At 64.5% G+C, this 20126-nt stretch carries 15 protein-coding genes; 6 read left to right on the forward strand and 9 right to left on the reverse strand.

Translation table 11 applies throughout. The annotated features are described in order from the left end of the window. Positions 1 to 199 precede the first annotated feature (199 nt). The 4 genes from ACYQ00_RS13160 to ACYQ00_RS13175 all read right to left on the reverse strand — a co-directional run bounded on the left by ACYQ00_RS13160 (position 200) and on the right by ACYQ00_RS13175 (position 4737). Positions 200 to 1594 carry a deoxyribodipyrimidine photo-lyase gene (locus tag ACYQ00_RS13160; RefSeq protein ID WP_460032599.1) on the reverse strand — a complete coding sequence of 465 codons (1395 nt, stop codon included), beginning with the start codon at positions 1592 to 1594 and terminating at the stop codon, positions 200 to 202. Between the two features lie 17 nt (positions 1595 to 1611). After that, positions 1612 to 2682 (reverse strand): DNA polymerase III subunit delta', encoded by a 1071-nt coding sequence (locus ACYQ00_RS13165; RefSeq protein ID WP_460032600.1) that lies wholly within the window; start codon positions 2680 to 2682, stop codon positions 1612 to 1614. 30 nt (positions 2683 to 2712) lie between these two features. Further along, positions 2713 to 3993, reverse strand: a complete 1281-nt coding sequence (locus ACYQ00_RS13170) for an adenylosuccinate synthase (protein ID WP_460032601.1) — start codon at positions 3991 to 3993, stop codon at positions 2713 to 2715. A 285-nt stretch (positions 3994 to 4278) separates the two neighbouring features. Continuing rightward, positions 4279 to 4737, reverse strand: coding sequence for a hypothetical protein (locus tag ACYQ00_RS13175; protein WP_460032602.1), 459 nt, complete (start codon positions 4735 to 4737; stop codon positions 4279 to 4281). A 227-nt stretch (positions 4738 to 4964) separates the two neighbouring features. Here ACYQ00_RS13175 and ACYQ00_RS13180 point away from each other — a divergent pair, with 227 nt between their 5' ends. The 3 genes from ACYQ00_RS13180 to plsY are packed head-to-tail and all read left to right on the forward strand — an operon-like array spanning position 4965 to position 9087. Next, positions 4965 to 6239 (forward strand): IMP cyclohydrolase, encoded by a 1275-nt coding sequence (locus ACYQ00_RS13180; RefSeq protein ID WP_460032603.1) that lies wholly within the window; start codon positions 4965 to 4967, stop codon positions 6237 to 6239. A gap of 17 nt (positions 6240 to 6256) precedes the next feature. After that, positions 6257 to 8419: an RNB domain-containing ribonuclease gene (locus ACYQ00_RS13185; RefSeq protein WP_460032604.1), complete on the forward strand. Its 2163-nt coding sequence runs from the start codon at positions 6257 to 6259 to the stop codon at positions 8417 to 8419. A gap of 26 nt (positions 8420 to 8445) precedes the next feature. Beyond that, positions 8446 to 9087 (forward strand): glycerol-3-phosphate 1-O-acyltransferase PlsY, encoded by a 642-nt coding sequence (gene plsY, locus ACYQ00_RS13190; protein WP_460032605.1) that lies wholly within the window; start codon positions 8446 to 8448, stop codon positions 9085 to 9087. Positions 9088 to 9198: 111 nt separating this feature from the next. Here the strand turns inward: plsY and ACYQ00_RS13195 are convergent, their stop codons facing one another. Further along, positions 9199 to 9519 (reverse strand): hypothetical protein, encoded by a 321-nt coding sequence (locus ACYQ00_RS13195; protein WP_460032606.1) that lies wholly within the window; start codon positions 9517 to 9519, stop codon positions 9199 to 9201. A 232-nt stretch (positions 9520 to 9751) separates the two neighbouring features. Here ACYQ00_RS13195 and lgt point away from each other — a divergent pair, with 232 nt between their 5' ends. After that, positions 9752 to 10567, forward strand: coding sequence for a prolipoprotein diacylglyceryl transferase (gene lgt / locus ACYQ00_RS13200; RefSeq protein ID WP_460032607.1), 816 nt, complete (start codon positions 9752 to 9754; stop codon positions 10565 to 10567). Positions 10568 to 10684: 117 nt separating this feature from the next. Continuing rightward, entirely contained in the window at positions 10685 to 13759 is a 3075-nt protein-coding gene (locus ACYQ00_RS13205; protein WP_460032608.1) for an ABC transporter substrate-binding protein, read from the forward strand. A gap of 746 nt (positions 13760 to 14505) precedes the next feature. Here the strand turns inward: ACYQ00_RS13205 and ACYQ00_RS13210 are convergent. Genes ACYQ00_RS13210 through ACYQ00_RS13225 form a run of 4 tightly spaced genes read right to left on the reverse strand, consistent with a single transcriptional unit; the run spans position 14506 to position 18343 of the window. Further along, the gene (locus tag ACYQ00_RS13210; protein ID WP_460032609.1) at positions 14506 to 16071 is read right to left on the reverse strand and encodes a metal ABC transporter permease; all 1566 of its coding nucleotides are present in this window, start codon (positions 16069 to 16071) and stop codon (positions 14506 to 14508) included. A 23-nt stretch (positions 16072 to 16094) separates the two neighbouring features. Then, the gene (locus ACYQ00_RS13215) at positions 16095 to 16835 is read right to left on the reverse strand and encodes a metal ABC transporter ATP-binding protein (RefSeq protein WP_460032610.1); all 741 of its coding nucleotides are present in this window, start codon (positions 16833 to 16835) and stop codon (positions 16095 to 16097) included. Further along, positions 16825 to 17397, reverse strand: a complete 573-nt coding sequence (locus ACYQ00_RS13220; protein WP_460032611.1) for a hypothetical protein — start codon at positions 17395 to 17397, stop codon at positions 16825 to 16827. Before ACYQ00_RS13220 ends, ACYQ00_RS13215 begins: the two co-directional genes overlap by 11 nt. A 1-nt stretch (position 17398) precedes the next feature. Next, on the reverse strand, positions 17399 to 18343 hold the full coding sequence (locus ACYQ00_RS13225; RefSeq protein WP_460032612.1) for a metal ABC transporter solute-binding protein, Zn/Mn family: 945 nt from the start codon (positions 18341 to 18343) through the stop codon (positions 17399 to 17401). 240 nt (positions 18344 to 18583) lie between these two features. On the opposite strand from ACYQ00_RS13225, the gene ACYQ00_RS13230 reads away from it, so the two are divergent. Beyond that, positions 18584 to 20119, forward strand: coding sequence for a two-component system sensor histidine kinase NtrB (locus tag ACYQ00_RS13230; RefSeq protein WP_460032613.1), 1536 nt, complete (start codon positions 18584 to 18586; stop codon positions 20117 to 20119). Positions 20120 to 20126: the final 7 nt, after the last annotated feature.

The following is a 20126-nucleotide window of genomic DNA, read 5'->3' on the forward strand; positions in this document are numbered from 1 at the left end:
AACGCGCTTCTTATGCGCATATCATCCTAGTGTGATGTCCACGAAATAAGGTGATAAGAATGTCATCAGATTTCGTGGAAGATCGTCAGCCGAGATGCGCGGCATTCGGCTGACGATCGGAGCATGCTGCTCCGGGGCCGCTGTGCCAGCGGCCCGGTGTTGCGTCTATTTTGTATGGATCATTTTAGAGGACGCAACACTAGCATTGCTCCGGCAGTGCGGTTGCCCGGGCAATGTAGCCAGGCACATCGAACTTGCGGCGGCACCCGCCCTCGGTCATGGTGCGGATGGTCCCGAATACCGGCCGGGTTTGCCAGGGCCGGTCGTGCAGACCGCCGATGGACCAGGCGACGCCGGTGTAGCCGTTCGCGTCCCGGCCATCCAGCTGCCAGGTGTCATTGAGCCGGATGGCGGTGTCCATGGCCAGTTCGGGCGTTTCGCTCCATTCCAGAATTTTCTTGGCCCAGTACATGCGCAGGTAGCCGTGCATGGAACCCGTTTTGCGCAGCTCCAGCTGCGCGGCGTTCCACAGGGCATCGTGCGTGCGGGCATTCTCAAATTCGTCGAATGAATACAAATGACTGCGAACATCCGCCCGATGCTCGTCCAGGGTCTGGCGCGCCCAGGCCGGGCACCCTTCGAGGGTGTCATAGTGGGGCGTGTGCAGGCAAAAATTGTCGGACAATTCGCGGCGGACCACCAGCTCTTCCAGAAAGGCTTCCTTGCTTTCGCGTGGGGCCTCTGCTGCCTGCACGGTCAGGGCCACACGCAGGGCGCTCAGCTGGCCAAAATGCAAGTATGGAGACAGGCGCGACTGCGCGCCCGCTACGGGGTCATTGCGTTTTTCGGCATAGAATCGCAACCGGTTCGCAATAAAGACATCGAGCATTTCCAGCGCGGTGGCGGGGCCTGATCGCAACCAGGAGACTGGTTTTATATTGCGATTGACCTGCACACCCGCAGCCACGGCAGCCCAATCGACAAGCGGAGCCGGGCCGGCAAAGGCATGGGGATGCGCGACTGGCGATGGCGGGGCGTGCAAAAACTCCGGCAGCAGCCGGTGGATGCGCGGGCGGATAGTCCGGGCCGCGTATTCCCGCTTGTCCGATGTGGCGCGGCACGGGACAATATTGCGGGAATCCACCTCCAGGAGGGCGATGCCGGCTTCCTGCAGGGAGCCGGCCGCCTGGGCCAGCCAGTGGCGCTTGGGGCGCAGGGGGTCGAAATCCGTCACCACCGCGCCGGCCTGCACGGCACGGCACCAGGCCGGCACTTCCTCACCCGGATCTCCCTGGAGCAGGATAAAGGGGATGCGCAACTGTTCCAGACTGCTGGCAACCTCGCGCAACCCTTCGAGCATGAAGGCATATTGCCGCCAGGAGGCATGCAGAAACCGTGAGGAGAGGCCGAATACCACCACCAGGGGCGCCCCGCCTCGCAAGGCCAGCTCCTGGGCCAGCAGCAGGCCGAAGTTGTCCTCAACCCGCTGGTCCCGGTGCATCCAATACACCACAGGCCGCGAAGCGGACGCAGTGGCCGGGTGCGACGTGAGCGCCTGCACCCGGCGAGGGTCGACGGCATGCGGCATGACCATAGGCAGGTCTTCCCTTTTCAGGAAGTGGCCAGGGCGCGGGCCCGTTGCGCGGCCAGGAAGATGCGCGTGGCCACCCAGTCCAGCACCAGCGCCGGGGTGACGTTGTATTCCAGGGACGCGTGCGCCTCGGCAAGGATGGTATCGAGCCGGTGCAGGGCTTCTGCGTCCAAGATGCCAAAGCAACCTTCCGGCTCGCCAAGCAGCGTGCGCGCCAAACGGCGCTGAAACTCCAGCACCAGGGCCTGGGCGGTGGGTTTGTCGAGGGCATCCTTGGCGAGCGTGGCGCCGAACCAGCCACGGCCGTCGGCGACAAGGGAATCGAGACGGGCGATCCACGCCTCAACGGTCTGTTGCAACGTCGTGTCTTCCTTGAAATGTTGTGGAGGGTGATTGGGATCGGGCCAGGCCAGGCTGAGCACCAGACTGCGCGAGACCAAGGTTGGCAGCAGGCGCTCGCGCTGGGGGGTGAGCAGCAGAAAACAGTTTCCCGGACGAGGGTCTTCCAGGGATTTGAGCAGGGCATTGGCCGTCTCGGTGCGGCAGTTGTGGGCCTCGTGCAGGAGGATGCAGCGCAGGACGCCGTGATGCGGTTTTTCGGCAAGTTTGAGCAGGATTTCGCGGACCTGTTCAATTTTGATGAGCCCGCTTGCCCCATCCAGCAGCGCCAGATCGTAATGCACGCCGGTGAAGATCTGCCGGCACCCGGCGCACTCCAGGCAGGGACGTTCGGTGTCGGAGGGTGGTGCTTCCGGGCTTGGGACCGGTGCGGATGCGGGGGCGGCAGGGAGGAGGCCGGGCAGCAGGCTGGCGGTCTGCTGCGGGGTGGGCCGGACCGGTTCGGGACCGCGGCAATGGACGAGGGCCATCCACCACAGGCCCATGGCCAGTCGGGAGATGGCGTCTCCGCCTTCCAGCAGCAGCACCTGGGGCGGATTGGCCGCAAGCCGGCGCAGGTAGCCGCGCAGGCGCTCCTGTTGCGGATTCCGGGCACGCGCCATGAGCGCCTCCGCCTCGGGGAGGCGGAGGTCATCAAACGGCGAGTCCTGTCCCTTGGTGGCGGGACGGGAGGAGGCGCGGGGCGCGGCCATGAGCGAAGCGATCCTGACCCTTGGGCCGGATTACTTGCGGATGATGGTCTGGTCGCGGTCCGGGCCCACGGAAATGATGGACGCCGGAGCCTTCATGGCCGTCTCGATGTACTTGATGTACTCCTTGGCCTCCTTGGGCAGGGAGACCCAGGAGGTGGCATGGGAGATGTCCTCCTCCCAGCCGGGGAGGGTTTCGTACACCGGGGTCACGTAGGCCAGGCCATTTTCCACCTGGGGCGGATAGGCCACACACGCGCCATTGTACTCGTAGGCCACGCAGACCTTGAGTTCCTTGAGGCCGGTGAGCACATCCAGCTTGGTGATGGCCAGTTCCGTGGGGCCGTTCAGGCGGGCGGCTTCCTTGAGCACGCAGAGATCCAGCCAGCCGCAGCGGCGCTTGCGGCCCGTGGTGGCGCCAAATTCGGCACCGGTCTGCTGCAGATGTTCGCCCACGGCGTCGTCCAGTTCCGTGGGGAACGGTCCGGCGCCCACGCGGGTGGTGTAGGCCTTGACCACACCCACCACGCGATCCAGGGTGGACGGCGCGCAGCCGCTGCCCGAGGCGGCATTGCCGGCCACGGTGGTGGAGGAGGTCACAAAAGGATAGGTGCCATGGTCGATATCCAGATGCGTGCCCTGGGCGCCTTCGAAGAGCACGGAACCCTCTTCGGCCAGGGTGGCCTGGATGATGGAGGAGACGTCGGCCAGGTGGGGCACGATGCGCGGGGCAATGGCCGCAGCCTGCTCATAGATCTGCTCGGGATCCAGGGGTTCCTGGTCATAGCAGTGCACGAGCAGGGCGTTCTTTTCCAGCATGGAACGGAAGATCTTGTCGCGCAGGAGTTCCAGGTCGGCAAAATCACCGGCGCGTACGCCGATGCGGGCGGCCTTGTCCTCATAGCAGGGGCCGATGCCACGCTTGGTGGTGCCGATTTTGGTGCCGGTCTGCGCCCCTTCGCGGGCAGCATCCAGGGCCTGGTGATACGGCAGGATGCAGTGGGCTTTGGGGCTGATGGTCAGGCGGGCCGGGCTGGTATCCACGCCTTGCTGCACCAGGGCGTCCACTTCCTTGAGGAAGACGAACGGGTCAAGCACCACGCCATTGCCAATGCAGCAGCGGGTCTGTTCGTGCAGGATGCCGGAAGGAATGAGGTGCAGGATGAACTTGCGGCCGGAAACCACGAGGGTGTGGCCGGCGTTGTTCCCGCCCTGGAACCGGACGATAGTCTGGACCTCGCGGGTCAGCAGATCGACGATCTTGCCTTTGCCTTCATCGCCCCACTGAAAACCCAGGACCACGATATTCGCCATGGCTTCACTCCTTGCACTGGCTGCTGCGTCGCGCCCGGCAAGGGCATGGGCGACCGGTGCGGGCCGCTTTCGACGCGTCAGAAAAGGTCTGCATCCCCCTGGCTTTTTGACAGCCAAAGGATTTAGCCATTACTGGGCGCACACGGCAAAGTCAAATAAAAAAACTTGAAGCATGCAGCGCTGGAAGGCCCGCCAGGACGCGCCAGGACGCGCCAGTCCGTGTCAGGTCACGCCAAAACGCGCCAGGGCCAGTTTCTGCTGAAGACGGCAACGCGCCGCAGGGGCTCAGTCGTCCTCGTCAAGGAAGGGCGGTTCGGTGGAATCATGTTCAAGCTCTACGGGTTTTGGCTTGAACTGCAGCACCTTGGCTTTTTGTTTGCGCTCCTGCGCATCCACGGCGGCCAGCCTGGGGCCGTGCATGCCCTGCGCCGCTCCCTGGCCTCCGCCTGAGGCCTGCTCGCCCGCGGGGGAAAGAAAGGAGCCCAGCGGATCATCCGGCGCAAGGGTGGAGAGCTGGTCCATATTGCGGCCCGTGGGCTTCACGCCCGCGGCCCAATTGTAATTGAAGAGCTGGTTTTTCCAGCGCATGGACTGGAGCAGACAAAAGACCAGCGCGGATTCTTCCCAGCGTTTGGTTGGTTCGAATTCCTGAACTTTTTGGGCGTACGAATCCCACAAGGCCATGAGGGAGGCCTCGTCGAAGGCGTTCAGCTGCCGGGCCAGCCTGAGCAACACTTTTTCCATAACCTGCATCGACTCCTGGGGCGCCGACGCAACGCGACGGCAGTATTCCCGCACCGTACGCCATCTTGTTGGCAAATCCAAGGGGCCGCCCCCCCGTTTTCCCGGCGGACAGGGAATTTGCCCATGCGGAAGGCATGTGGTAGATGACAAGGTCCGCGTCGCTGCTGTGGTCAGGGCGCGGTCAATCACCAATCACTCACTGCGACACATCCAAGCGAGCGCCATCCATGCAAGACCTCAAGCGCATGTACAAGAACCTGGAAAAGGACATCTTTCCGCAAAAGCTGACCCTGCGCCTGGGCGAGCAGGAGCTGCTCTTCGCCAAGCGCAGCTGGGTTATCGACAGCCAGGAAAAAGGCCTGCGCTACGGCGAGAACCCTGGCCAGTCCGCCGCCCTGTACGCCTGCGTTTCCGGCCAGCTGCAACCCGGCGGCGTGGACCTGCGCTCCGCCGCCCCTGGTCTTGTTTCCACCATGACTGAAGCCCAGATGCTCCAGGCCGGCAAGCATCCCGGCAAGACCAACCTGACGGACGTGGATAACGGCGTCAACATTCTGCAATATCTGACCGCCAAGCCCGCCGCGGTGATCCTCAAGCACAACAATCCCTGCGGCGCCGCCTGGAGCGACGCCGGCCTGGCCGACGCCATTGCCAAGGCCTTCTGGGGTGACCGCATTGCCGCCTTTGGCGGTGCAGTGGTGGTCAATCGCCCCCTGGACAAGGACGCCGCCGCCTTCCTGAGCACCCAGTATTTCGAGGTGGTGGCTGCTCCGGCCTTTGAGCCCGGCGCGGTGGAGGTGCTCAAGTCCCGCAAAAACCTGCGCATTCTCGAACTGCCCGGCCTGGCCGAGCTCGGCGCCCTGGCCGATCAGCCGGTCCTGGAAATCAAGTGCCTGACTGACGGCGGGATCATCCTGCAGACCAGTTTCCTCAATCGCATCCGCAGCGTGGAGGATTTCATCCCTGCCACGGCCGAAAAGGATGGCGTGACCATCCTGGCCCGCAAACCCACCCGGCAGGAAGCCGAAGACCTGCTCTTTGCCTGGGCCGTGGAAGCCGGTGTGTCCTCCAATTCCGTGCTCTTTGCCAAGGACGGCGCTACCGTGGCCATCGGCGCTGGCGAACAGGACCGCGTGGGCTGCGTGCAGCTGGCCGTGTTCAAGGCCTACACCAAGTATGCTGATGTGCTGGCCTTCAAGGAGCAGGGGCTTTCCTTCTACGAACTCAAGGCCAAGGCCCGCGAGGATGGCGCGTTCCAGGCGATTCTGGACGACATCCAGACCCGGACCCAGGCCGCCAAGGGCGGGCTCATCGGCACGGCCATGGTGTCCGACGGGTTCTTCCCCTTCCGCGACGGCGTGGACGCCGCCCTGGAACACGGCATCGCGGCCATTGCCCAACCCGGCGGCTCCATGCGCGATTTCGAGGTCATCCAGGCGGTCAACGAGTCCAAGCCGCAGGCGGCCATGGTCTTTACCGGCCAGCGTTCCTTCAAACACTAATCCACCAAGGCGGCCTCTTGATTCTTCCTGCCGTGCAGCATCCCGGCCCGGGATGCGTGGTGGAGTTTCTCCACAGCAACAAACCGCAGCTGGCCATTGTCGTGGGCGAGAGCGGCGGTCGCTTGCGCCTGTTCACCCAGAACAAGCGCGAGACGCTGCTGCCTGCGGCCCGGGTCCTGCCCTGGATCGGGCCGCAGCACGGGGCGGCGCTTTCGCGCAATGAGCTGGAATCGCTTCTGGAAGAGCGACACCAGGCCCGTGCGGCCCTGGAAGCGGCCATAGACCCCATGGAAATCTGGGAGCTGGCCCAGGGCGAGCTGGAAAAGGCCAGTCTGGACTGGTTCGCCGAACTGCTCTGGCCCAAGGAGGACGCCCGGGACGCCGACCGCCGCGCCGCAGTGGGGCGGGTGCTGCTGGCGTGCAAGACGCACTTCCGCTTTCAGCCGCCGCACTTTGAAATCCATCCCCAGGCCATGGTGGAGGCCCGGCTGGCAGAGCAGGAGCAGCGCGCGGCCCGCGAGGCCCTGCAGACTGCTGGCGAGAAGCTCTTTCCCCTGCTCTGGAGCGTGCACCTGGGCAAGGCTGTTCCGCCCCCGCCCCCGGCTAGTGCGGAGGAACTGGCCCTGGCCGACCTCCTGCGCACGCGCATCACCCACCCGGAAGATCAGGACACCGCGCCCCTCTGGCAGCATCTCAAGAAGGGTCTGCCGCCAGAGGAGTCGCAGCTGCCCCTGCTGCTGGCCCGGGCCTGGGGGGTGGTGGCGTTTCATCACAACATTCCGCTGGACCAGGCCGGATACGAAGCCGACTCCGACTGGGCCGATGCGTACCGGTCCGAGCTGGAGATCTGGCGGGATACGGCCGCGTCGGCGACGCTGTCCCTGCTGGATCTGCCCTTGCTCAGCGTGGATGGCGAGACCACGCGGGACATTGATGATGCCTTTCACATCCAGCGTCTGGACGACGGCTTCCGCTGCATCGTGGCCTTGGCTTGCCCGGCCTTGGGCTATCCCTTTGGCGGGCCATTGGACGAGGCTGTGCGCCGGCGGGCCTCCTCATTGTATCTGCCCGAAGCCGTGCTGCACATGCTGCCGGAATGCATAGGCATTGCGGAGTTTTCCCTGTTCGCTGACGCCTCTCGCCCGGCCTTGGTCCTGGACATGCGCCTGGATTCGCAGGGCATGCTTGTGGACACGGCCTTGCAGCTGGCGCGGGTGAGCGTGACGCAAAACCTGTCCTATCAGCGGGCCGAGGCGATGCTCTCGGCCGCCCGGAACGAGCACAGCGAGGACCCCTGCGGCCTTGCGCCGGGCCATGCCCTGGCGGTGTTGCGCCGGCAGCGCCGTCTGGACCGTGGCGCCTTGCAGGTGGAGCGGAGCGAGCCGGAGCTGGTGCTGGAAGGCGACGCCCCGGAACGCCTGGGCCGCGATATCCTGGCGCGGTTGGTCAACAAGCCGTCCACCCCGGGGACGCAGCTTTTGGTCAGCGAGTTGATGATTCTGGTGAACGCCGCGGCGGCCCGTTGGGCTTCGGCGCAGGAGCTGCCCCTGCTGCACCGGACGCAGGATGTGCCCATCACTGCGGAAGCACAAGGAATATGGTCCAGGCCTCAGGATATATACCGGGCCATGCGCGGCATTGGCGCCACAGGCCTGGAGCTGGCGCCGCGCCGCCACGCCACCCTGGGCGAATCCATGTACGCGCCGGTCAGCTCACCGCTCAGACGCTATGTGGATCTGATCAACCAGGCCCAGCTGGTCGGCATGCTGCAAGGTGCGCCGGCGTTTTCGCGCGAGCAGCTGGAAGGCCTGCTGCCGGCCATCCAGACCGGGGCCGAGACCACGGGCCGGGTCCAGCGCTTCCGGACGCGGTACTGGAAAATGGAGGCCCTGCGGCAGGCCGCCGCGCAGGCAACCTTCCCCGGCGTGGTGGTGGAGGTGAATGCCACCCTGGTCACCTGCGCCATGCCCGAGGCCCAGTTGTATATCCGCGGGCCGCGCCGGCTGTTTGGAGATGATTGCCATGTGGGCCAGCGCGTGCAGCTGACGCTCGGGCGCATTGATCCCCTGCACAATGAAATGCACATCATTGAAACCGCCGTGGATTACGACAATGCTGGCGGCGATCTGGATTCCACCCTGGAACACGCCATGGCCGCCCAGGCCGGGCGCACGTTCTGACCCGCCCCTCCGGGAGGTTCTGCCCCATGTGGATGCTTATGATTCTTGCGGCATACGTGCTTGGTTCCATCCCTTTCGGCCTGCTTATCGCCAAGGCCTTTTGCGGTGTGGACCCACGCACCGAAGGCAGCAGGAACATCGGCGCCACCAATGTGGCCCGGCTTTGCGGCATGCAATGGGGCGTGACCGCCATGTTGCTGGACATGGCCAAGGGCTTTTTGCCCGCGCTCATGGCCGACCAGCTCGGGGCAGGTCCGGGCCTGACGGCGTGCATCGCCCTGGCCGCCCTGCTGGGGCATGTGTATTCGGTGTTTCTGCGCTTCAGGGGCGGCAAGGCCGTGGCCACCACCCTGGGCATTTTCGCGGCTCTGGCGCCCTGGCAGTGCCTGGGCGCGGCGGCAATCTGTCTGGCAGCCATCGCGGTGTCGGGATACGTGTCCCTGGGCTCGCTGGCGCTGGTGGTTGCCTTGCCGATCCTGCTGGCCACCACTGGGGCGGGCGGCGTGGATGGAGTCGGCGGCTCCGGGGATTATTTGCTGCTCTCGCTGGCAGTGGCGGGACTGGTGTTCTGGCGGCACCGGGAAAACATCGGCCGCCTGCTGCGGGGCGAGGAAAAGAGCTGGCGCAAGGGCAGGGAATCTGCCGCCGACAAGCAGCATACGCCCTGAGCGGACAACCTGCCCCCCTGAAGTATTCCCGAAGAAAGGCCCCGGTTGCACGCGCGTTGCGCTTGCGGCCGGGGCCTTGCACACGAACAGAAGGCGCGTGAGCTTCCTGAACTACGGCATCACCACCACGCGAGGACCAGGGCGATACACGGGGGCGGGGCGCACCACCACAGGGGCTGGCGCAACCACCACGGCGGGCGGCGGGGGAGCCACATACACCGGAGCCGGCGGCGCCACCACCACAGGGGCGGGAGCGACCACCACAGGGGCAGGAGCCACCACCACCGGCGCAGGCGCGGGGGCCACGACGACCGGGCCCGTGCTCACGGAGACGCCATTATCTCCGACATGCAGGCTGAACGCCTGGGCCATGGCGCTGGTGGTCATCACGAGCCCCAGGACGGCGACAATGGCGAGCAACAGTTTGTTCATGACGAACTCCTCTTTTACATGCATGCGTCAACAGGTAGTTGCAGAAATATCACAGTGTGATTGGAATGCAATAATTTTTTTGTAAATGTTAAGTATAGTGAGTTGCAGTTGATTTGCCTGGGAGATACACTTGTATCAATCGTGCGGAAAGACGCACGTCTGCCCCCTCATCAGACGGGCTCCCACACGGAATCCGGGTCCTCGTCTCCATGCTCCTGCCAAGGAATTCCACATGTTGCTGCATCCAGCCTTCGATCCCGTAGCCATTCAACTCGGTCCATTGGCCATCCGCTGGTATGGCCTCATGTATTTGCTGGGGTTTGGCCTGGCCTGGGGCCTGGGCCGTTGGCGCGCGGCCCGCAAGCCCTGGTCCGACGCCGGGTGGACCCCCGCGGACGTGGATGACCTGATTACCTGGTGCGTGGCCGGGCTCATCCTCGGGGCGCGGCTTGGCTACACGCTCTTTTACGATTTCAGCCACTTTGCGCATAACCCGCTGGACGTGGTGCGCATCTGGCAAGGCGGCATGAGTTTTCATGGCGGACTCCTCGGCATTGTCCTGGCCGCCATGCTCTTCAGCAGACTGCGGAAGAAACCATTCTTCACCATTGCTGATTTCGTTTGCCCTCTGGCCCCTCCTGGTCTGTTTGCCGGCCGCATGGGAAATTTCATCAATGGCGAACTCTGGGGCCGGCCCACGGATCTGCCCTGGGGCATGCTCTTTCCGGACCCGGCTGCCGGCGGCGTGCCGCGCCATCCTTCGCAGTTGTATGAAGCCCTGCTGGAAGGCGTGGTGCTGTTCGTAACGCTCTGGTTCTTTTCTCGAACCCCCAGACCCAGGGGGGCGGTCACGGGCCTCTTTTTGCTGTGCTACGGGCTGTTCCGCGGCCTGGTGGAACTGGTGCGCGAGCCGGACGCCCAGCTGGGCTACCTGGCCTTCGGGTGGCTGACCATGGGGCAGCTGCTTTCCGTGCCCATGATTCTTGCGGGGGTGGGCATTCTGTGGTGGGCGTATTTCGTTCCGCCAAAAAAAGGGGGGAACGACTGATTTTTTGTCAAACTCCTGGTTTCATGCTAGGGCATGGCCATGAGGCACAAACCTGCACAGTTGCAACGAATCGCCTTGGGGGGGCTGGCGCTGTTGGCCAGCGCGTTGGTTGTTGCAATGAGCATGGTTTCGACCGCCGCTGCCGCGCCGTTAACCGTGCAGCTCAAATGGCGGCATCAGTTCCAGTTTGCGGGGTATTATGCAGCACTGGCGCAAGGGTATTACCGTGACGCCGGCCTGCAGGTGGAACTGAAGGAATGGACCGGCCCTCAAAGCCCGGTGGAAGAAGTGCTGGCCGGCCGGGCGGACGTGGCCGTGGGTGCGGCGGACATTCTGCAGGCCCGGTTGCAGGGCCAGCCTGTCGTGCTGCTGGCGTCCATCTTCCAGCGGTCTCCCCTGGCCTTGCTGGCGCTCAAGCCGTCGGGAATTGCCACGCCGCAGGATCTGGCCGGCAGGCGTCTGAGCATCACCCGGCACAGCGATCTGGAGCTGTGGGCCATGCTGCGCCTGGCGGGTGTGCGGGAGCAGGATGTGGTCATTGCCGATGATCCACCCAACCGGGTCCGCGATTTGCTGGCTGGTACCGTGGATGCCATCTCCGGCTACCTGTCTACCCAGGCCCCCCAGCTCCAGGAGCGCGGCATGGACCCGGTGGTGCTGCGTCCATCCACCTACGATATTGAATTTTATGGCGATTCCCTGTTCACTTCCAAGGCTGTGTTGCAGGCGCGTCGAGAGGAGGTGGAGCATTTCGTCCGTGCCACCCTCAAGGGCTGGGAATACGCCCTGGCGCATCCCGATCGGACCGTGGATTTGATTCTGGAACACTACACGCCAGAGGCGGACCGCGCAGCCCTGCTCAGGGAGGCAGAGGCCGTGCGGCGGCTCATCGCCCCGGAGCGGGCGCCTGTCGGGGCATCCGAGCTTGTGCGCTGGCGGGCCATGGCTGAGGAGTTGCTGGCCCTGGGATATGCCGGGGATATCGCGCTGGTTGACGGGTTCATTCATACGCCCGGGGAGTTGCGCACGCAAGAGAGTTGGCGGTTTCTGGCGGTGGTGGTGGGCATTGCCTTGTTGGCCATGACCTGTGTGGCGGCCTTGCTGGTGATCAACCGGCACATGTCACGGGAGATCCGGCGGCGAAAAGCGGCCGAGGCCACGGCCAGGGAAACAGGCAGGCTGCTGGAGAGCATGTTGCGCCAGCTACCCGTGCTGTTGTTCCGGGTGAATGCCGCGCAGGAAATCCTGTTTTGCCGCGGCCAGGGGCTGCGCCGGCTGGGTGTGGAGGACGACGCCCTGGTGGGCCGCCGGCTGGATCTCGTGTTCCCGGACATTGCCCGCCGGTTGCAGGATGCCCGGGGTGGCGAGCCAATTTCCTTTGAAGTACAGGGGGTTACCAAAGACTCGCCCTGGCAGCTGGAAACATACGCCTTTCAGGATGACGACGGCTGCCGCACGGCGTTCGCCCTGGACACCACGGCCATGCTGCAGGCCGAGCAGGTGCGCGCGCGGCTGCTGGCGCTCATCGAAAGCACACCGGACATCGTTTCAATGGCCGATGCCGCCGGCAAGGTCATGTATCTCAACACCGCCGGCCGGGCGTTCTTTGAGATGGGCGAGCCGGAGGGCTCCAGGCTGCTCATTCCCATGTTTCATCCCCTGGACGCCAACCGGCGCATCCTGAATGATGCCATTCCCACGGCCATCCGGGAGGGCATGTGGATGGGCGAAACCGTGCTGCGCAACCTGCAAGGCCAGGAATTGCCCGTTTCCCAGGCCATCATCGCCCACAAGGATCCCGACGGGACGGTGCGGCATCTTTCCACCATCTGCCGCGACTTGAGCCGGCGCATGGAAATGGAGGCCGAGCTCAAGGCCGCCACCCGCGCCGCCCAGGCCGCTTCCCAGGTCAAAAGTGAATTCCTGGACCATATGAGCCACGAAATCCGCACGCCGCTCAATGGGTTGCTAGGCATGCTCCAGTTGCTTTCCCTGACAGAGCTGACAGAGGAACAGCGGGAATATGTGGACACGGGACTGACTTCCGGCCGCGGTCTGGTGACCATTCTTACCGATATCCTGGATCTTTCCCGGGTGGAGTCGGGGCGCCTGTCGTTGGAAGAGCGGCCCATGCAGCTGCGCGCGTTGGTGGATGAAGTGGCCTGGCTGTTCCGTGCCGAGGCCCAGGAGAAGGGGCTGGCCTTCCGCGTCTGGGTGGATCCGGCCGCGCCGGACACCATTATGGCCGATGCCAGCCGGTTGCGTCAGGTGCTGTTCAATCTTCTGGGAAATGCGGTAAAGTTCACGGACGCCGGTGAAATCATGCTGGAAGTGGTGGCCGTGGCCCCAGGCACGCCAGGTCCCCTGCAGGCAGAGCAGCACGGCAGCGGCGCGCTGGTCTTCCAGATTACCGATACCGGGCCGGGCATTGCCCAGCAGGATATCCCGCGGCTATTCGAGGCGTTTGTGCAGCAACCCATAGGCTCGGGCGCACATCGCCGGCGCAAGAAGGGCCTCGGGCTGGGCCTGGCTGTGGTGGCGCGGCTGGTCAAACTCATGGGCGGCACCGTGCTGGTGGCCAGCGTGCCGGGCGAGGGCTCGGAATTCACCGTGACCATTCCCTGCACCGTGCCAGAGACGGACACCTTCCTGCGCGATCAGAACACCCAAAACAAGCAGGGCGGGCAGGCTGATCCGATCGTGCCGCCAACGGCTCCGGAACCTGCTGGGAAAGCAGACAACGCTGAGGATTCAGCCGCAGGACCGCAATCAGAATCGCAAGCAAAACCGCAAGCAAAATCGCAGCCAGTACCTCAGGACCCGCGTGTTGACACATTGCGAATCCTGGTGGCCGAGGACGAGCCGACGAACCGCTTTACCATGGAGACGTTCCTGAGCCGGCGGGGGCACCGGGTTTCCATGGTTGCCGATGGCGAGAAGGCCTTGCACGCCGCGCTCGGCGAGCCCTTCGACCTGATCCTGCTGGATATTCAGCTGCCCGTGCTGAGCGGCCTGGATGTGGCCCGCCGGCTGCGCGAGCAGGGCATCCGCACGCCCATTGTGGCCATCACCGCCTTTGCCATGCAGGGCGACCGGGAACGCTTTCTGGAAGCAGGGATGACGGACTATCTCTCCAAGCCCCTGGACTTCAAGGCGTTGGAAACTTTGCTGCAGCAGTGCGCGGCGTTGTAGTCGCTGTCGTGCTCCCCCCCACTGCGCCTTCGCTCCGACCTTTCGCCGCGCCTGCCTTTCTCTCCCCCGGCCTGCTATACTGTCCATGACTTGTTGGCAGTGGGCGCGGCAGACGAGCGAGCCCAAATGAAGGAGCCTACGGCCAAAGTGGCTTGCCACAATTAGACATTTTTACCGAAAGCCCCGACCACTTTTCTATTATTGTACCGTTTTCATCGATAAAGCGAATTTTGTAGTTAATATTTACATATCCAGCGCCATCCCCAAAAAATCTATCGAGTGTTGTTCGCTCAATTATCGAATCATTATAAAGCCATTTGGAGGAAAAGTTACAACAATCGGGATTGTTTCTCAAAAAATCATCAACATCGCGATACGGCACCAGTCGTTCTGTGGGCACTCGGTGGGGGGCAAATTTGGGGTCGGGGCTTTCAAAAAGAAATATTCCATCCCCCGCCGGAGGAAGTGCATCAAATGCTTATTTTGTTTTTGGATAGTCGCGCAGAATTTCAGTCACCACGCGGGCGATCTGCTCGTCGTCGGACAATACTCTCTCGGTCCGGTGGCAACACCCCAAAAAAATTCCAGAACCCAATGCGCAGCAAGCCTCCAGTAATAGCTATTGGCTTATATCCAACATACCCCAGCAAAATGAGCACGGCGAACAGGATGCGATGCCGTGCGATCCAGGAGCGAACTCTTTTCGAAACAGGGGGAACAGGTTTCATGCCACGCCCTCACGCGTGCTAGGGTGAGGCGGCGCAGCCGCATTCTGCCAGGGTCACCCGTTCCAGAATCACCGCGTCGGCCTGGGTATGGTCAAGCTGGCGGACGCTGCCATCGTGCAGCCGGACCTGCCAGGTGCGGCCCGCATCCAGGCGGGGCAGCATTTCCAGGCAGGTGCCAGGGGCCAATCCCGCGGGGCAGGCCTTGCCCGCGCAGCGGACCACGCCGCAATCGCCCTGGCGCAGCTTGCTCAGGGGGACCAGGGCGTCGGGCTGCGTGAGGGCCGGGTCGCGGGGGATGGGTTCGCCGTGGGGGTCGATATCTGGATGCAGAAGCATATCATCCAGATATTCCAGGGTTTCCGGCGCATGCAGGTGTTCCAGGCTCTGGGCTTTTTCATGCAGGGATGCAGCGGGTTCACCCAGATGATTGAGCCAGCTTTCCCAGAGCCGGTGTGCGCGGCGGATGCGGGTGGCCTCGGTGCGCCCGGCATCGGTCAGGCGGACCGTGCTGTCGGTCAAGTGCAGCAAGCCCTGCGAGGCCATGCGCCGCATGGCGGTGCGCGGGGGGAGTTTGCGCACATGCGAATCCCGCGGATGCGCGGCAATGGTGGCGAGGAGCTGTTCCTGGGAAAGCGGGGCTTCCTCGCTGCGCAGGACTTCGATGAGGATGTCTTCGGCCAGCTGCTGCGGGACCATCCGCGCCAGCCGCAGCCGTCTGGCCAGGATGCCGTATTTGGGTGCGAAGATGAGCACCAGCATGAACTGCAGGGTGCAGACGAGCATTACCGCCCCGCCCCCGGCCGTGTCCAGCCAGACGGACAGATACAGCCCCAGCACCACGCTGGAGACGCCGAAGATGGCCGCCAGAACCATCATCCGTTCCAGCCGGTCCGAGAGCAGATAGGCCGTGGCCGCCGGGGTGATCAGCAAGCCAACCACCAGAATGACCCCGACCATGGACACGGCGCTGACCACCACCAGACTGACGCAGACCGTGAGGGCATAGTCGATGAGCACCACGGGAAAGCCGATGGCCGCGGCCATGACCGGATCGAAGCTGGTGATCTGAAAGGCTCGGAAAAACAGGATGATGGCCGCAATGACCACACTGGCCGCCACGGCGGCGGCCCAGAGGTCGGCATTGGCGATGGCCAGCACGTCGCCCATGATGAAGTGCATGAGGTCGATGTGGATGGCGTGTTTGAAGACGGACACCAGCACCACACCGCCGGCAAAGACGCCGGTGTACATGACGCCGATGGCCGTGTCTTCCTTGACCCGGGCCACGCGGGAGACGAAGCCGATGCACATCACCGTGAGCACCGCGGCGAGGAGCGAGCCGATGAGCATGGCCGGGGCATAGGCCTCCACACCGAAGAACAGCTTCATGAACAGGTAGCCCCCGGCCACGCCGGCGATCATGGCGTGGGAGAGGGCGTCACCCAGGAAGGCCATCCGCCGCAGAACCACCAGACATCCCACCACGCCGCTGACCATGGCGATGAGGCAGCCGCCGAGCATGGCCTTGACGAAGTAGCCCTCGTGCCAGGGGGCGATGAGATGGTGCAGGAGCGTGTCCATCATACGGCGGGTCCAGCCTTTGTTGTTTATGGCAGGCCGAAGAGCCGGAGTTTGCCTTCGTAAACCTCGGAAAGCAGCTCTTCCTGGAGCACGGCTTCGGGCGGGCCGTAGCCGAAGCAGCGTTGCTTGATGAGGATCAGCCGGTCGAAATACTCGGCCGCGGTGGCCAGATCGTGATGGACCACCACCAGCGTCTTGCCGGCGGCCTTGGCGCGTGAGAGCACGTCCAGGATGGCCCGTTCGGTGGCGGCGTCCACGCCGGCAAAGGGCTCGTCCAGCAGGAGCACCTCCGCGCCCTGGGCCAGGGCCCGGGCCATGAACACGCGCTGCTGCTGCCCCCCGGAAAGCTGGCCAATCTGGCGGTGGCGGAAATTTTCCATGCGGACCATGGCCAGGGCTTCCTCCACAATGGCCTGGTCTTCCTTGCCGGGGTCCTTCCACCAGGGGACGTGCCCGTAGCGGCCCATCATGGCCACCTGGGCCACGGTGACGGGAAAGTCCCAGTCCACGGCGCCTCGCTGGGGCACGTACGCCACCAGCCCCTTGGTCTTTTCCACGGGCTGGCCCAGGATGCGCACCTGCCCGAGGTCCGGTTTGACGAAGCCAAGCACCGCCTTGATGAAGGTGGATTTGCCGCCGCCGTTGGGGCCGATGACTCCGGCCAGGAGGCCAGGCTCAATGCGCACGGTGACGTCCAGCAGCGCCGGCGAGGGGCCGTAACTCACGGTGAGGTGTTCCACCTCTATGGCGTAGGTATTATTGGACATGGGGAATCCGCTGCAGGTGGCGCAGGTCGAAGGGCAGCACCAGGGTCAGGGGCAGTCCGGGCCGGTCCGGCAGGCTCCAGGCCGTGGCCTCGCCCAGGGGGGAGCCGTTGAACTGGAGTTCCGCCCGCAGGGCGTGGGGCTGGTGCGGATCGGCCGGGGCCATGGCGGCCCGGATGACGAGTTCGCCCGGCTCGCCCGGCTCGCCCAGTTCACCCAGTTCACCCGGTGCCTCTGATGCTCCTGCTGGCACCAGGAGCGGCAAGGAATGGATCTCGAATGCCGGCAGCGCTGGCAGCGAGGCCACCCGTTCGCCATGGAGCAACACTTCCAGGGCCGGCGTGTCCGCCTGGGCGGCAAAGGGGCTGGGCGCCAGGGGCGCAGTGGCGTGCAGAACCAGCGTCACCCCCTGCATGGCGGTGAAGGTGGAAGGAACCTGCCCCGATACCGCAGCGGGAGCGCCCGGGGCCAGAGTCGCGGGGCTGGGCGGGGCTGTCCTGCGCATGTACAGACCCACACCGCCAAGAATGGCAACACACAGCGCCATGGCCAGCAATACGCGCACGCTATTGCTCCGTGAGGGCGTTGATGATGGTCAGGACATTCTCGCGCATCATGCCCAGGTACCGCTCGCCAGCCGAACCGGCCACGCCCATGGAGTCTGAATAGAGCGAACCGCCGATGACCACCCCGGCTTCGCTGGCGATTTCCCGCAAGAGCTTCGGGTTGACGCTGGTTTCCACGAACACGGCCCGTGCGCCCGAGGCCTTCAGGGACGTGACCACCTCGGCCCGGCGCGAAGGTGTCATGCCACCGCCGACCTCCCCGCCCGTGGACCAGCCTATAGGTGCCAGGGAAAGGTAGTGGTTTTGGGGATTGAAGCGATATTCGCGGCAGAAGTAATTGAAGGCATCGTGACTGGTGACGAGCACGCGCCGCGCTGGCGGGATGCGGCCGACCTGCTGGCGGATCCAGCCATCCAGCACGCTCAACTGGGCCAGATAGAGGTCGGCCCGGGCGGCATAGGTCCGGGCGCGGGGCGGGTCCAGCTGGATGAAGGCCTCGCGGATGGCCCGCACGTACGCCGCGGCATTGGCCGGGGAGAACCAGGCGTGAGGGTCGGGCATGGCCTGGCCCCCGTATTCCAGCTGCAGGGGGGCCACCTGCGCGGCACAGGTGACCACGGGCTTGCCGGCATCCCTGGCCAGGGTGGCCATCCAGTTGGCCCCTTCCAGGTGCAGGCCGTTCTGGAGGCACAGGGCGGCCCGGGCAGCCAGGGCCGCATCGGCCGGGGTGGGGGAGTAGGTGTGGGGGTCCGCGCCGGGGGCCAGAATACAGCGGATCTCCAGGTCGTCCCCGGCTATTTCACGAGCAAAATCGGCAACCTGGGTGGTGGAACAAAGGACCATGGGCCGGGTCTCAGCCGCCTGCTGCGCCAGACCGGGCCGGGCGGCCAGACACAAGAGCCCCGCCATGCCAGCGAGCAGGAGATGGAATGCAACACGCTTCATGCTCTTGCATATAGCACCAACCGCATTGGGCGTCATGGAAAAACACATCCCTGGCTCAGGCCGGTTGCACGAACCCGCTGCCACGGCTAGAGTGGAACGAGAGTAGAGCAGGCCAACTCACACGCAACAGGCAATGCGCAGCCATGCCGGGAGCCGCGGATGGCGGAACACGACATTCAGTCGGTATATGACCCAATGGGCGGGGGGGGTGGCGACGCTGCAGCCTCAGTGGAGGCCTGCATGGACACCGGCTCCCTGCCAACGTCAGACGGCCAGTGTCTGCTGGAGTCGGACGAGTCCCGGATTGTGGTGGGCCTGGTGGGAGCCGGGCCGGGCTTCATGTCCATCATGGAACTCGTCCACAACACGGAATACCACGATTTCGTGCCGGAAATGGTGCTGGCCGGCGCGGCGGAGATCGGGGATTCCGCGGCCAAGCGGCAGTATCTGGAGCAGCACGGCATCCCCGTGTTTGACAGCTGGGCTGCGCTGTACGCCGCCCGGCCGGACATCACCCTGGTCATCGAGCTGACCTGCAATCCCCTCAAAACCAAAGCCCTGCGCGAATGCCTGCCGGCCACGGTGTCCCTGGTGGACCAGCCTGCGGCCATCTTCTTTTGCGGCCTGCACAACATGCTGCAGACCTCCCGCCACTGCCGCCAGCGCCTGGACCGGCAGCAGGCCCTGATGCAGACCATTATGGACGAGATGCGCGAGGACATCATGCTCCTGGACCGTGAGGCCCGGGTGGTGGACCTGAATCGCCACGCCGCCGCGCACTCGGGAGTGCCGCGCGAGGAGCTCATTGGCAAACCCTGCTGGCTGGTGGAGCATGTGGAGCCGGGACAGCTGTTTTGCGAATCCCACAATGAGGCCTGCCCCTTCCACGTGACCCTGCGCACAGGGGAGCCGGCCGAAGCGCTGATGACCCGCGTGACCGATAGCAGCGAGCGGGGAACAGAATCCGAAGGCGGCGAGCTGCGCTACTACCGGCTCTACAGCTACCCGATCCTGAGCCCCCAGGGCAACCTGGCGAACATTCTGCTGATCCGGCGGGATATCACCGAGCGCACCCGGCGTGAGCGCGCCCAGCAGCAGCAGGAAAAGCTGGCTGTGGTCGGCGAGATGAGCATGTATCTGGCCCACGAAATCCGTAATCCGCTCTTTGCCATCGCCGGATTTGCCAACCGCCTGCGCCAGGCCGAGAACCTCAATGAGCCCCAGCGCGAGAAGCTGGAAATCATCGTGCAGGAGTCCAAGCGCCTGGAATCCATGCTCAAGAGCATCCTGGACTTCGCCAAGCCTTCGGCCGATGAAACCGGCATGGTGGATATCGCCCGCATTGCCAAGGATACCGCGGCCTTCATGCACCTGGGCTATGCCGCGCAGGGGTTCGATATCCGTTTTGAGCTGCGCAACGGCGCCGCGGCCCTGCCGAGCGTCAAGGGCGAGGCCTCCCGGCTTTCCCAGTGTCTGGTCAACTGCATCAAAAATGCCGTGGAGGCCATGCCCGGCGGCGGGCAGGTGCTGGTGCGGCTGGGCATGAGCGCCGAACACAGCGGCATGGTGGCGCTGGAAGTGTCGGACCAGGGCCAGGGAATGAGCGATGAGGCCATCCAGAAGGCCTTCAGCCCCTTTTTCACCACCAAGGAGGGGGGCGCCGGCCTGGGGCTGGCCATGGTCAAAAAAACCGTGGAGGATTTTGGCGGCTCCGTGGGCATCCGCAGCCGGGAGGGCCACGGGCTGACCATCACCCTCAACCTGCCTGCCGCATGAGGCCCCG

The sequence above is a fragment of the Megalodesulfovibrio paquesii genome, from assembly GCF_054653055.1.

Excerpts from the sequence above, each read along its gene's own strand:
- ACYQ00_RS13205 (WP_460032608.1), top strand. The coding sequence starts at position 10,685 with ATGAGCATGGTTTCGACCGCCGCTGCCGCGCCGTTAACCGTGCAGCTC.
- ACYQ00_RS13225 (WP_460032612.1), bottom strand. The coding sequence starts at position 18,343 with ATGAAGCGTGTTGCATTCCATCTCCTGCTCGCTGGCATGGCGGGGCTC.
- ACYQ00_RS13210 (WP_460032609.1), bottom strand. The coding sequence starts at position 16,071 with ATGATGGACACGCTCCTGCACCATCTCATCGCCCCCTGGCACGAGGGC.
- ACYQ00_RS13230 (WP_460032613.1), top strand. The coding sequence starts at position 18,584 with ATGGACACCGGCTCCCTGCCAACGTCAGACGGCCAGTGTCTGCTGGAG.
- ACYQ00_RS13175 (WP_460032602.1), bottom strand. The coding sequence starts at position 4,737 with ATGGAAAAAGTGTTGCTCAGGCTGGCCCGGCAGCTGAACGCCTTCGAC.
- ACYQ00_RS13180 (WP_460032603.1), top strand. The coding sequence starts at position 4,965 with ATGCAAGACCTCAAGCGCATGTACAAGAACCTGGAAAAGGACATCTTT.
- plsY (WP_460032605.1), top strand. The coding sequence starts at position 8,446 with ATGTGGATGCTTATGATTCTTGCGGCATACGTGCTTGGTTCCATCCCT.
- ACYQ00_RS13215 (WP_460032610.1), bottom strand. The coding sequence starts at position 16,835 with ATGTCCAATAATACCTACGCCATAGAGGTGGAACACCTCACCGTGAGT.
- ACYQ00_RS13160 (WP_460032599.1), bottom strand. The coding sequence starts at position 1,594 with ATGGTCATGCCGCATGCCGTCGACCCTCGCCGGGTGCAGGCGCTCACG.
- ACYQ00_RS13170 (WP_460032601.1), bottom strand. The coding sequence starts at position 3,993 with ATGGCGAATATCGTGGTCCTGGGTTTTCAGTGGGGCGATGAAGGCAAA.
- ACYQ00_RS13195 (WP_460032606.1), bottom strand. The coding sequence starts at position 9,519 with ATGAACAAACTGTTGCTCGCCATTGTCGCCGTCCTGGGGCTCGTGATG.
- ACYQ00_RS13165 (WP_460032600.1), bottom strand. The coding sequence starts at position 2,682 with ATGGCCGCGCCCCGCGCCTCCTCCCGTCCCGCCACCAAGGGACAGGAC.
- lgt (WP_460032607.1), top strand. The coding sequence starts at position 9,752 with ATGTTGCTGCATCCAGCCTTCGATCCCGTAGCCATTCAACTCGGTCCA.